Here is a 13948-nt window from a genome sequence, read left to right as displayed (position 1 = left end):
ATATCCAAAACTTATTTTGCATTGAAAAAATGGATAGACAAATGTCTATCCATTATTCTTCACGTTTACCGTCTTTATTAATTTCATGTAAAAGTGTATCAATTCGATGACCATATCCGATAGACTCATCAAACTCAAAGGTAATTTCCGGTGTTTTACGAAGACGAATACGTTGGCCAATTTCTGAACGAATAAAGCCTTTTGCCTTCGCTAAACCTTTTAAAGTATTTTCTTTCTGTTCTTCGTCACCTAAAACAGAAATATATACTTTAGCAATTTGTAAATCACCACTCACTTGTACATCTGTTACTGTAACAAATCCAATACGTGGGTCTTTAATTTTACGACTGATAATATCGCCTAATTCTTTTTTCATTTGCTCGCCCACACGGTTCGCACGTAATTTCATAACTCTTCACCTCATTCAATACCATTCCAAATGTGTTATTGTACGTTCAATTTCAGGAAATGAATCGATGTACTCAAGTACACGATTCATTTCTTTTTCACAGATAACACGATTTGAGGATACGGAAACAATTGCAATTTCTGTACGTTGCCATACATCTTGGTGCCCAACTTCAGAAACAGCTACATTATAGCGCTGTTTCACACGAGTTAACACACGTTGTAAAATTGCACGTTTCTCTTTTAAAGAATGCACATCGTAAATCATACACTCGAATGAGAGTGAAGCGATAATCATCGCTTCACTTCTTCCATAATGTACGCTTCAATGATGTCCCCTTCTTTAAGATCATTATATCTCTCAATTGTAATACCACACTCATAGTTTTGTGCAACTTCTTTTACGTCGTCTTTGAAACGTTTTAACGTATCAAGTTGTCCTTCGAAAATTACTACGCCGTCACGGATAATACGTACGCCACTATCACGCGTAATTTTACCGTCTGTTACATAACAACCTGCGATTGTTCCAACTTTTGTTACTTTAAACGTTTGACGAACTTCTGCTTGACCGATTACTTTTTCTTCGAATTCTGGATCAAGCATACCTTGCATCGCTGCTTCAATCTCTTCGATTACTTTATAAATAATACGGTGTAAACGAATATCAACGTTCTCTAATTCAGCTGTACGCTTCGCGTTCACATCTGGACGTACGTTAAATCCAATTACAATTGCATTAGATGCAGAAGCTAAAATGATATCAGATTCTGTAATCGCACCTACACCAGTGTGAATGATTTTAACTTTTACGCCTTCAACATCAATTTTACGAAGTGATGCTGCCATCGCTTCAACAGAACCTTGTACGTCTGCTTTTACGATTAAGTTAATTTCTTTTACATCGCCCTCTTGGATTTGTTGGAATAAATCTTCAAGGCTTAATTTAGATTTCTCACCACGTTGTGCAACTAACGCTTCTTGTGCACGTGATTCACCAATTTGACGAGCTTTCTTCTCATCAGCGAATGCCATGAAACGATCTCCAGCCTGTGGTACTTCGTTTAAACCAGTAATTTCAACAGGAGTTGATGGACCAGCAACTTTTACACGACGACCAATATCACTTACCATTGCACGAACACGTCCGAATGAAGTTCCAACAACGATTGGATCTCCAACTCGAAGCGTACCGTTTTGAACAAGTAATGTCGCGATAGTTCCTTTACCTTTATCAAGCTGTGCTTCGATTACTGTACCAGTTGCATAGCGGTTTGGATTTGCTTTGTATTCTTCTACTTCACTTACAAGAAGGATCATTTCTAGTAAGTTGTCAATGCCTTCGCCTTGAATTGCAGAAATTGGTACGAAAATAGTATCTCCGCCCCAAGCTTCTGGAACTAATTCATATTCTGTTAGTTCTTGCATTACGCGATCAGGGTTTGCAGCTGGTTTATCCATTTTATTCACAGCAACAATAATTGGTACTCCTGCTGCCTTCGCATGGTTAATTGCTTCAACCGTTTGTGGCATAACACCGTCATCCGCTGCAACAACAAGGATTGTAATATCCGTTACTTGTGCACCACGAGCACGCATCGTTGTAAATGCTGCGTGACCAGGTGTATCTAAGAATGTAATCTTCTTATCGTTTACTTCAACTTGATATGCACCGATATGCTGAGTAATTCCACCCGCTTCGCCTGCAGTTACTTTTGAGTTACGAATAGAATCCAGTAATGTTGTTTTACCGTGGTCAACGTGTCCCATGATTGTAACTACAGCTGGACGTTCTTTTAAGTTCTCTTCATCATCTTGCTCATCAATGAATGTTTCAAACTCAGTCTCGCTCACAATTACTTCTTCTTCTACTTCAATACCGTAGTCGTTAGCAATTAACTCAATTGTATCTTTATCCAAGTCTTGGTTAATTGTTGCCATAATTCCAAGCATGAAGAGCTTCTTAATAATTTCAGATGGCTCTTTGCTTAATTTTTTAGCAAGATCTCCTACTGTAAGGCTTCCAGAGAAAGTAATTTTATCTGGTGTTTCTACAATTTGAGTTTGTTGTCTACCAGCAAAGTTCTCTTGACGTTTGTCTTCGTTTCCTTTGCCTTTTTTCTTTTTCTTATTGCTGTTCTTTTTACTGCGAACAACTTTTTCTTCTACTTCAAACTCATCTGCAACAGAAGGTTTTTCAGTTTGATATTCATTATCTAATTTATTTACTACTTCATCGTCTAACATTGTCATATGATTCGAAACCTCGATATTCATTTCTTTTAGTTTTGTCATAAGATCTTTACTTGAGATATTATGTTTTTTTGCATATTCATGCACTCGAATTTTACTCATACCTTCACCCCCGGTAATTTGTATCGAGCATGCTACGCAGCTTTTTCGCAAAGCCTTCATCTAACACAGCTACAACGACTCGCTCATCTCTCCCAATCGCATGCCCTAATTGTTGTCGATTTTCGACCTTTCTCATTGGTACGTTGTAGTACGTAGTTTTATCTGTGATGCGTTTTGTAGTATTTACTGACGCATCTTCAGATAGCAATACAAGTTTTGCTTTACCACTTCGTACTTCTTTTAAAACGAGTTCTTCACCCGAAATAATTTTCCGAGCCCGGTTTGCTAGTCCTAAAAACGATTTCCAATCGGACACTTATTTCGACTCCTTCTCAACAAGCTCAAGAAGCTCTTCATATAAAGAACCGTCGATTTTCGCTTTTAGATGATGTTCCAAAACATTTTTCTTTTGAGCTTGAAGAATGCTCTCCTTGTCCTTCGACAAGTAAGCACCTCGTCCTGATTTTTTCCCAGTTAAATCAATGGACACTTCTCCCTCTTTGGAACGAACAATGCGAACGAGCTCTCGTTTTGATTTCATTTCTTGCGTTGCAACACATTTTCGTAACGGAACTTTTCGATTGCTCATACTCATCACCTCTATTCGATTTCGTCTTCCACTGAATCGAATCCAAATGCGATTACGCTATCTTCTTCTGTTACAATACCAAGTTGTTTCGCATCAGACTCACTCTTAATGTCAATTTTCCAGCCTGTTAATTTAGCTGCAAGACGTGCATTTTGTCCACGCTTACCGATAGCTAATGATAGCTGGTGGTCTGGAACAACTACTGTTGTCGCTTTTTCTTCTTCATCTACAAGTACTTTAACAACTTGTGATGGGCTTAATGCATTTGCAACATATTCAACTGGATCATTTGACCAGCGAACGATGTCAATTTTTTCACCTTTTAATTCGTCTACAATGCGTTGTACACGTTGCCCTTTTGGTCCTACACAAGAACCAACTGGATCAACATCAGTGTTCTCTGCATATACAGAGATCTTAGAGCGATCACCAGCTTCACGTGCTACAGAACGAATTTCTACAGTTCCATCATAGATTTCAGGAACTTCCATTTCGAATAAACGTTTTAAAAGACCAGGATGTGTACGTGATACGTAAATTTGTGGTCCTTTTGTCGTTTTTTCTACTTTCGTAATGAATACGCGAATACGATCATGTGGTTTGTATTGCTCATTAGGCATTTGCTCACTTACAGGTAATAAAGCTTCTACTTTTCCTAAGCTTACATAGATGAAACGAGCATCTTGACGTTGTACAATACCTACCATAATATCTTCTTCACGATCACTAAACTCAGAGTAAATAACACCGCGCTCTGCTTCACGCACTCGTTGTGTTACAACTTGTTTTGCAGTTTGTGCTGCAATACGACCAAAGTCTTTTGGTGTTACTTCAATTTCTAGTACGTCACCATCTTGGTAGTTTGGATTAATTTGTCTTGCTTCCTCTACAGAAATTTCAAGACGTGGATCAAACACATTGTCTACTACGTCTTTACGTGCTAAAACTTGAATTGTTCCCACTTCTGGGTTAAAGCTCACACGAACGTTTTGTGCTTGATTAAAATTGCGCTTATAAGCAGAGATTAAAGCTGCTTCAATCGCATCAATAATAATGTCTTTGCTAATGCCTTTTTCAGATTCTAATACGAGCAAAGCATCTAATAACTCAGTGCTCATGAAGATCCCCCTTCTAACTAAAACGTAACAGCAAGTCGCGCATTTGCGACTTTATCCATCGAAATTTGGATTTCTTTTTTACGTGTTTTAATTGTTAATAATAATGTTATTGTTGTACCATCGTAAGAAAGCAGTTTTCCTTCAAACATCTTTTCACCATCAATCGGCTCATATGTTTTAATTGCCACTTGTTTTCCTACCGCTTGCTGGAAGTCTTTTTCTTTCTTTAATGGGCGTTCCGCTCCAGGAGATGATACATCCAAAAAGTAAAGATGAGGAATTGGGTCCTCTTTATCTAAAGCTTCGCTTAAACGTTCACTTACCGCACCGCATTCTTCAATGTCGACTCCCTTTTCAGAATCGATGAATACGCGTAAGAACCAGTCTTGTCCTTCTTTCACATACTCTACATCTACAAGTTCAAGATTTAACTCTTCAACGATCGGCTGCGCAAATGCTTCTACAACTTCTGTGACTTTCTTATCCATAAACAGCCTCCTTCCTGCCGTCATGTACCATTTAAAAGAAGAAGACCCCGCCAATTTAAAAACGGTCTATCTTATTCTTTCTCGTTAGCTAACAAAAGCCCCTGCTGTTCAGCAGGGATTATCTGTCTTAGTATTACCAAATTTAAGAAGTAAAACTTGTAACAAAATATGTATATACGACAGAAATCTTTTACCTATCTACGTAGATAAAACATAGATAGTAACACGAAAGAGTGGGTTTCCCCACTCTTTTCTTTACACAATATACATGACATGGTTATCTCGGTTAATAGTATATCATAGGAAATGTTGATTTGCAAAGACTTTTCCTACCTACTAGAACAGTGATAACTGGTTTTGATCTGGTAAGTCTCCTAAACAACCTTGGCTATCTAAATACTCAATAATTGTTTTCGAAACCTTACTTCGCTGTTGCAAGTCTTCTTTTGATAAGAAGTCTCCATTTTTACGTGCTTCTACAATACTTAAAGCTGCGTTTGTGCCAAGACCAGGTACTGCATTAAATGGAGGGATTAATGTATCTCCATCAATAATAAATTCTGTTGCATGTGAGCGGTATAAATCCACCTTTTGGAATGAGTATCCACGCTCACACATTTCAAGTGTCATTTCTAGTACCGTTAATAAACTCTTCTCTTTCGGCGCAGCATCGAGTCCCTTTTGAGCAATTTCATCAATTCTTGCACGTATAGATGCTGAACCTTTCGCCATTGCCTCTACATCAAAATCATCTGCACGAACTGTAAAATATGCGGCATAGAATAACAGTGCAAAATGTACTTTAAAGTATGCGATACGTACAGCCATAAGTACGTAAGCAGCCGCATGGGCTTTAGGGAACATGTATTTAATCTTCTTACATGAATCAATATACCAACCTGGTACATTATTATTTTTCATGTCTTCTTCCCATTCTTCCGGTACACCTTTACCTTTACGAACCGACTCCATGATTTTGAAGGCTAATGATGGATCTAGACCTTGATAGATTAAATATACCATGATGTCATCACGACAACCGATAACTTCGCTCAGCGTACATGTACCGTTATAAATTAACTCGTTTGCATTACCAAGCCATACGTCGGTACCATGTGATAGTCCAGAAATTTGGACTAACTCTGAGAATGTCGTCGGTTTTGTCTCTTCTAACATCTGTCTTACGAATTTTGTACCAAACTCTGGTATACCAAGTGTACCTGTTTTACAGTTAATTTGTTCTTCCGTTACCCCTAACGATTCTGGACCAGAGAAAATTTTCATTACTTCTGGATCATCCGTTGGGATTGTTTTCGGATCAATACCACTTAAATCTTGTAACATACGAATAACGGTCGGATCATCGTGTCCTAGTATATCAAGTTTCAATAAATTATCATGAATCGAGTGGAAATCAAAATGCGTTGTTCTCCATTCAGCACCAATTGAATCAGCTGGATACTGTATTGGTGAGAAATCAAAGATATCCATGTAATCTGGCACAACGATAATACCGCCTGGATGCTGTCCTGTTGTACGTTTTACACCGGTACACCCTGCTACTAAGCGATCAATCTCTGCATTTCGAATCGTTAAGTTATGATCATTTGCATAACCTTTTACATATCCGTAAGCAGTTTTTTCCGCAACTGTACCAATCGTTCCTGCACGATATACATAGTCTTCACCGAACAGTACTTTCGTATAGTTATGGGCACGTGGTTGGTATTCCCCGGAGAAGTTCAAATCGATATCGGGTACCTTATCTCCTTTAAATCCAAGGAACGTTTCGAACGGAATGTCATGTCCATCTTTTACATATGGAATATTACAAGCAGGGCATTCTTTATCTGGTAAGTCAAAACCAGAACCTACAGAACCATCATTAAAGAATTCTGATTGCTTACACTTCGGACATACATAGTGTGGTGGTAATGGGTTTACTTCTGTAATTTCCATCATCGTTGCAACAAATGATGACCCTACCGATCCACGCGAACCTACTAGATATCCGTCTACTAACGATTTTTTCACAAGCTTATGTGAAATTAAATAAATTACGGCGAATCCATGCCCAATAATACTTTTTAATTCTTTTTCTAAACGTGCTTCTACAATTTCCGGTAGCTCTTCACCATAAATGCTACGCGCCATTTTATAACTCATATCACGCGTTTCATCATCAGCACCTTCAATTTTCGGTGTGTATAGATCGTCTTTTACTGGATGCACATCACCAATTAATGACGCAATCTTTTGTGTATTTGTTACAACAACTTCTTTCGCTTTGTCTTCACCTAAGAATGAAAAACATTCTAACATTTCATCAGTTGTACGGAAATGTACTGGCGGTAATGAATGTCGATTTAACGGATTGGCTCCGCCCTGCGAACTGACTAAAATTTTACGATACATTGCATCCTCAGGGTCTAAATAATGCACGTTTCCTGTAGCAACAACTGGTTTATCTAACGTCTCACCTAGTTTTACTAAGTTAGAAATAATTGTTTTTAATTGACCTTCGTCTCGAACAAGTTCACGTTCTACTAAATGACGCAACACCTCTGGAGGCATTACTTCAATGTAATCATAGAACTGGGCAATTTCTTCTACCTCTTCAGGTGCCTTTTGCATCATCGCCTCGAACACTTCACCTTTATCACAAGCCGTTCCTACTAAAATTCCTTCACGGTATTTTTTTAATAGTGACCTCGGCACACGTGGTACACGGTAAAAGTAATTAAGGTGAGAATATGAAACAAGTTTATATAAATTTTTCAATCCAACATCTGATGTGGCAAGTAACGTCATATGACTTGGACGGCCACGCTTATACGCATCCCCTTGTCCCATGCTATCATTTAATTGATCGTGATATTCAAATCCCTTTTCAATTACGTCTTTCAACATTTTCACAAGTAAATATCCCGTCGCTTCTGTATCATAAATCGCACGGTGATGTTGTGTTAATTCAATATCAAGTTTTTTACACATCGTATTTAATCGATGATTTTTCATTTCTGGGAATAAGAATCGTGCAAGTTCTAACGTATCAATAACGGGGTTATTCGTTTTTTCTAGTCCAGCCTTTTTAAAACCTACGTTAATAAAGCCCATATCAAAGCTCGCGTTATGAGCAACAAGTGTATGGTCGCCCATCCATTCCTCAAACTTTTTAAACACTTCGTCCACTTCAGGTGCATCAGTTAACATATCATCTGTAATACCTGTCAATTCAATAATCGTCGCTGATAATGGTTGATGCGGATTTGCGAAAGATTCAAAGCGATCAATAATTTCGCCACCCTTTACTTTTACGGCAGCCAACTCAATGACTGTATCGTATACAGCTGATAAACCTGTCGTCTCAACGTCGAAAACAACATACGTTTCCTCTGCAAGTAAACGATGCGCTTCGTTATACGCTATCGGTACACCATCATTAACTAGATTTGCTTCTACACCATATATAACTTTAACTCCAGCCTTCTTCCCCGCAGAATACGCCTCTGGGAAAGACTGAGCCACGGCATGGTCTGTAACCGCAATAGCCTCATGTCCCCATTTACCAGCTTGAGCAACAAGCTTAGAAACTGGAGTGACAGCGTCCATTTGACTCATCGGAGTATGGAGATGCAGCTCTACTCGTTTTTCGCCTTCTGGTGCTTTATCTTTACGAGACGGTCCTGTTATTTCATTAATATCATTTGCAATCATTACTAAATCTCGAACGAATGTATCGTTTTGAACAGAACCACGCGCTTTCACCCACATTCCTTTTTTCAAGGATTGCAACATTGGAATATCTTCTTTGTCACGCGAAAACATTTTGATCATAATAGAATCCGTATAATCCGTTATTTTTAAAGTTAATAACGTACGTCCACTACGAAGCTCTTTTGTTTCTACATGGAAGACATATCCTTGAACCGTTTTTCTTCTTTCTTCATCTTGAATTTCTCGCATCGGTGTAATCTCTTCATCTGGCTTAATAAGATACCCGAGTGTAATCGGTCCTTCATACACAACGCTGCTTTCTTCAGCTTGCTTCTTCGCCATTTCTTCCATAGCTTGTATAACACGCTCGCGGTCTTCTTGCTGCGTTTGTTCACGAAACTTTTGCATTTCTTCTGTATTTTGCTGTATATGTGTGTCTAACTGAAAACGAGGGAATCCAAAAACTTCGTATTGATCCCCTACTGGTTTCGCAACGTTTTTCTTTAAAGCAGTAGACTCCAGCTCGTTATTCACATTTATTAGCAACTTCACTCCATTCACCTGCGGAAGCTGCTTCTTTAAGTATGCGAACATAGGTGAAAATGTAATTCGTTCCGTACAAAGCGGCCAATACGCCCTCACTTCTTCTTCTGTAAATTGTTTATTCTCTGTTTCTAATGCAAATGTTGTTCTTGCAATATGAGAAAATGATTGCTTAAGCTTTGTTTCTAGCAATTCATATAATTCTGTAGGCAAAATACGTGGCACCTGTAAATCAAAATGCCAACTTTTATTCGCTTTATCAATAACGAGCCTTTCAATACCACCGCCTTGTAAATATTGATTTATAAGGTCGTCTGGTATTTGCAACTGCTGGAGCAAAATTTGAAATCGCTCTTGTTGTTCATTTGTTAAAGACATAAGCACTCTCCTTCCATTTGCTATTATAAATTGAAACGTACCACAAAGAAAGATTTCTCACCTCTTCTTTTACAAAATACGTTTACAAAGAAAGAGAAGGTACCCCATTACGAGGTACCTCTTCTTATTTTAAAATATTTGCAATATATGTTTGAAGTTCTTCTACTTTTACTTCTTCAGACTCACCTGTAGCACGTACTTTCACTTCTACAATACCTTCGTCTGCTTTTTTACCAACTGTAACACGAACTGGAAGACCGAATAAATCTGCATCTGCAAATTTAACACCTGCACGTTCTGCACGATCGTCTAATAACACTTCATAGCCTTGTTCTTGTAATGAGTTGTAGATATTTTCACCCATTTCACGTTGTGCATCCGATTTCATATTTACTGGAATTACATGCACATGGAACGGTGCTACAGCTTTTGGCCAAACTAAGCCGTTCTCATCGTTAAACTGCTCTGCAATTGCTGCCACTGTACGAGATACCCCGATACCGTAACAACCCATAATAAGTGGTTGTGTTTTTCCGTTTTCATCCAGGAATGTTGCGTTCATTGCTTCACTATAACGAGTTCCTAATTTGAATACATGACCAACTTCAATTCCGCGTGCAAAAAGAATTGTTCCGTTTCCGTCTGGAGATTGGTCTCCTTCTTGAATGAAGCGTAAATCTGTATATTGACTTACTTTAAAGTCACGTTCTGGATTTACATTTACATAATGGAATCCTTCTTCATTCGCTCCTGAACATCCGTTAACAATTGATGCTACAGCATGATCAGCAATAATTTCGATATCACCTGTTACATTAATCGGTCCTAATGAACCAACTTCACAATTTAATAATGCTTTTACTTCTTCATGAGAAGCAAGCTCAACAACTGAAGCGCCGTATACATTTTTCACTTTCACATCGTTTACTTCGTGATCACCACGAACAAGTACCACTACTAATTTCTCATCTACTTTAAACACCATAGACTTAATGCACTTGTCAGCTTCGATGTTTAAGAATGCAGATACTTCTTCAATTGCTTTTTGGTCTGGTGTTGCTACTTTTTCAAGTGCTTTTTCTGCTTCGTCACTCTTCGTATACGTAGCTACAACAGGAGCCATTTCGATGTTTGCTGCATAATCAGATGTGTCAGAGTATGCAATTGTATCTTCACCAACATCAGATAATACCATAAATTCATGTGTATCTTTTCCGCCCATTGCTCCAGAATCAGCAATAACTGCACGGAAATTCAAGCCACAGCGAGCAAAAATGTTAGAGTATGCTTTATATAAACGATCGTATACTTCATCTAAGCTCTCTTGTGTAGCATGGAAAGAGTATGCATCTTTCATTAGAAACTCTCTTCCACGTAATAAGCCGAAACGAGGTCTTTGCTCATCACGGAATTTTGTTTGAATTTGGTATAATGTTAACGGTAATTTTTTATATGATTTCACTTCATCACGCACAAGATCCGTAATTACTTCCTCATGTGTCGCTCCTAATGCGAATTCACGAGCATTACGATCTTTCATACGCATTAATTCAGATCCGTAAGAATACCAACGACCTGATTCTTGCCATAATTCCGCAGCTTGCATAGCTGGCATTAATAATTCTACAGCTCCTGCGCGCTCCATTTCTTCTCGAACGATACGTTCTACTTTGTGTAATACTTTTAATCCAAATGGTAGAAAGCTATAAATACCAGAAGCATTTTGACGCATAAAACCTGCACGAAGTAATAGCTGATGACTCTTAATTTCAGCATCAGCTGGAACTTCACGTAATGTAGGACTGAATACCATACTTTGTTTCATTTATTTGCACCTCTTCATTTTACTCTTACACGCAGTAAAACCCCTCACCTCGAGTTAGGTGAGGGATTTTATTCTACGAGCTCTATTTCATTATAAGTTTCACTTTATTTTACAAGAAAAACTTACGAATGTCATTCCAAGTTACAACTAACATAAGTAACATTAATAATGCAAAACCAATAAAGTGAACCATTCCTTCTTTTTGGCGATCAATTGGTTTCCCTCGTAACGCTTCAATTAAGAAGAAGAATAAACGGCCACCATCTAAAGCAGGAACTGGTAATAAATTAAATAAACCAAGATTAATGCTTAGAACTGCAGCTAAACTTAGTACACGCGTAAACCCATAATCTACAACTTGATCTGTTAGATTATAAATTCCTACTGGACCTGATAACTCATTAATAGAAAATTGACCAGTTACTAATTTAACAAGAGATTCAAAAATTAGTTTCGTCCATTGGTACGTTTGTTCAAATCCTGATTTAATAGAACCCATTACTGTTTTCTCTACAGGAGAATACACACCGATTCTACCAACTTCGTCTTTTCCTTCTTTATCGAGTGTTGGCGTTACTTTCACATTAAACTGTTCATTATCACGCTTTACTTGTAACGTAATTTCTTTATTTGGGTTTTCACGTACAATAGTAACAACATCTTTCCATGTACTTGTGTTTTTCCCATCAATAGCTTGAATTGTATCATTCTCTTTCAATCCAGCTTGCTGTGCTGCACTGTTATCCATCACTTTTCCGACCATTGGTTTGTCAATAGGAACCCCTTGTACAAATCCAAGAATCACAAAAATAACAAATGCTAAAATGAAGTTCATTGCAGGACCCGCAAAGATTGTTAAAGCGCGTTGCCCTAGTTTTTTCGAGCCAAATTGTCTATTATACGGAGCAATTTGAATTTCTTCCCCCGCAGTAATAATACGAGCCTTTTCATTCACTCGGAATGTTTGAAGCTCTTCCTCGTACTCTTCATAGCCCGAAATTGTTAAATTATGCTCCAAATCAGCTTGTTCGACTTCAATAACACGAACATTTGGATACTTTTCATATCCATCAAAAACTAATTTTACAACTTCGTCTTTTTCATTTAATACAAGGCCAACCTTTTTCCCAGGCTTTAACTCAACTGTGTCCGCATCCTCGCCGGCCATTCTTACATAGCCACCAAGGGGCAGTAATCGAATCGTATACACCGTTTCATTCTTTTCAAATGAGAATATTTTCGGACCAAAACCAATCGCAAACTCGCGGCATAAAATACCTGCTCTTTTTGCGAAATATAGATGCCCTAGCTCATGGAAAAATACGAGTGCACCGAAAATTAATATAAAGGCAATCGCTGTATTCAATTCCATAACCACCTTTGCTAAATTTGTTCCATCACAAACCGTCTTGTGGCCGCATCAATTTCCAAAATTTCCTCTAAGCTCGGTCGTGCAATGACATTGTGATGGTTCATTGCTTTTTCAATGAGGTCTTCCACTGTTAAGAAACCAATTCTCTTTTGTAAAAAGGCTTCAACCGCTACTTCATTCGCTGCGTTCATTACAGCTGGCATACTTCCACCTGCTTTTCCAGCTTCATACGCAAAACGTAAACAACGGAATCGTTCTTGGTCCATTTTCTCAAAATGCAACGTCCCTATTTCCCATAAGTTTAACTGTTTTGTGTCTGAAAGAGGCAATCTATCAGGATATGTAAGTGCGTATTGAATTGGTACTCGCATATCAGGTGAACCAAGCTGCGCCATTACACTACGATCTTCAAATTCAACCATAGAATGGATAATACTTTCTTTATGTAAAACAACATCGATTTGCTCATAAGGGATACCAAAAAGCCAATGCGCTTCAATTACTTCTAGTCCCTTATTCATCATTGTAGCAGAATCAATTGTAATTTTCGAACCCATTGACCAGTTTGGATGTCGAAGCGCATCTTCTACGGTCACATGATGCAATTCATCCCTCGTTTTATCACGGAAACTTCCACCAGAAGCCGTTATAATAAGACGAGAAATTCTTTTTTCATTTTCACCATTCAAGCACTGAAAAATAGCCGAATGTTCACTATCTACTGGAAGTAACGAAACATTATGTTTTCGTGCTGCTTCCATTACAAGATGTCCTGCAGTTACTAACGTTTCTTTATTTGCAATTCCAATTGTTTTTTTCGCCTCAATTGCACGAAGTGTTGGTAACAACCCTACGCTACCTACAACAGCATTTACTACAATCTCCGCATCTGGATGTAATGCTACTTCTAAAAGTCCTTCACTACCATATACAATTTTTGTATTACCAGAAACAGATTGTAATTTTAAAACATCTTCCTCTCTTTGCACAGAGACGATTTGCGGAGAAAATTCTTGAATTACCTTTACTGCGTAGTCAATATTTTTCCCTACAGAAAAAGCAACGAGACGGAATTGGTCTGGGTGCGAGCGTAATACATCTAAAGTTTGTGTACCAATTGATCCGCTTGCACCTAATAAACTAATGTTTTTCATG

The 13948-nt window shown here is 38.1% G+C and carries 11 protein-coding genes; all 11 read right to left on the bottom strand.

Annotated features, from left to right (window positions below; genetic code table 11):
• Positions 1–52: 52 nt before the first annotated feature.
• Positions 53–409, bottom strand: a complete 357-nt coding sequence (gene rbfA, locus IQ781_RS24400) for a 30S ribosome-binding factor RbfA (protein WP_000776437.1) — start codon at positions 407–409, stop codon at positions 53–55.
• A gap of 15 nt (positions 410–424) precedes the next feature.
• The gene (locus IQ781_RS24395) at positions 425–706 is read right to left on the bottom strand and encodes a DUF503 domain-containing protein (RefSeq protein ID WP_000582363.1); all 282 of its coding nucleotides are present in this window, start codon (positions 704–706) and stop codon (positions 425–427) included.
• Positions 703–2763 carry a translation initiation factor IF-2 gene (gene infB, locus IQ781_RS24390; protein ID WP_000036343.1) on the bottom strand — a complete coding sequence of 687 codons (2061 nt, stop codon included), beginning with the start codon at positions 2761–2763 and terminating at the stop codon, positions 703–705. Before infB ends, IQ781_RS24395 begins: the two co-directional genes overlap by 4 nt.
• 4 nt (positions 2764–2767) lie before the next feature.
• The gene (locus tag IQ781_RS24385) at positions 2768–3079 is read right to left on the bottom strand and encodes a YlxQ family RNA-binding protein (RefSeq protein ID WP_001286523.1); all 312 of its coding nucleotides are present in this window, start codon (positions 3077–3079) and stop codon (positions 2768–2770) included.
• Positions 3080–3352: an RNase P modulator RnpM gene (rnpM, locus tag IQ781_RS24380; RefSeq protein ID WP_000071127.1), complete on the bottom strand. Its 273-nt coding sequence runs from the start codon at positions 3350–3352 to the stop codon at positions 3080–3082.
• 11 nt (positions 3353–3363) lie between these two features.
• The gene (gene nusA / locus IQ781_RS24375; RefSeq protein WP_000102604.1) at positions 3364–4470 is read right to left on the bottom strand and encodes a transcription termination factor NusA; all 1107 of its coding nucleotides are present in this window, start codon (positions 4468–4470) and stop codon (positions 3364–3366) included.
• Between the two features lie 17 nt (positions 4471–4487).
• Positions 4488–4958, bottom strand: coding sequence for a ribosome maturation factor RimP (gene rimP, locus IQ781_RS24370; protein WP_000359096.1), 471 nt, complete (start codon positions 4956–4958; stop codon positions 4488–4490).
• A 336-nt stretch (positions 4959–5294) separates the two neighbouring features.
• Positions 5295–9596, bottom strand: coding sequence for a PolC-type DNA polymerase III (locus tag IQ781_RS24365; protein ID WP_000060005.1), 4302 nt, complete (start codon positions 9594–9596; stop codon positions 5295–5297).
• Positions 9597–9720: 124 nt separating this feature from the next.
• Complete coding sequence (locus IQ781_RS24360) at positions 9721–11421, bottom strand: proline--tRNA ligase (protein ID WP_000814302.1); 1701 nt, start codon at positions 11419–11421, stop codon at positions 9721–9723.
• Positions 11422–11530: 109 nt separating this feature from the next.
• Positions 11531–12787 (bottom strand): RIP metalloprotease RseP, encoded by a 1257-nt coding sequence (rseP, locus tag IQ781_RS24355; protein WP_001090243.1) that lies wholly within the window; start codon positions 12785–12787, stop codon positions 11531–11533.
• A 17-nt stretch (positions 12788–12804) separates the two neighbouring features.
• The gene (gene dxr, locus IQ781_RS24350; RefSeq protein WP_000790373.1) at positions 12805–13947 is read right to left on the bottom strand and encodes a 1-deoxy-D-xylulose-5-phosphate reductoisomerase; all 1143 of its coding nucleotides are present in this window, start codon (positions 13945–13947) and stop codon (positions 12805–12807) included.
• Position 13948 lies beyond the last annotated feature (1 nt).

Origin of the sequence: Bacillus sp. N447-1 (assembly GCF_022701035.1) — a bacterium.
GTDB classification, from domain to species: domain Bacteria; phylum Bacillota; class Bacilli; order Bacillales; family Bacillaceae_G; genus Bacillus_A; species Bacillus_A cereus.
The sequence above is the reverse complement of the archived record's forward strand: the minus strand, read 5'-3'. Positions and strand labels throughout refer to the sequence as shown.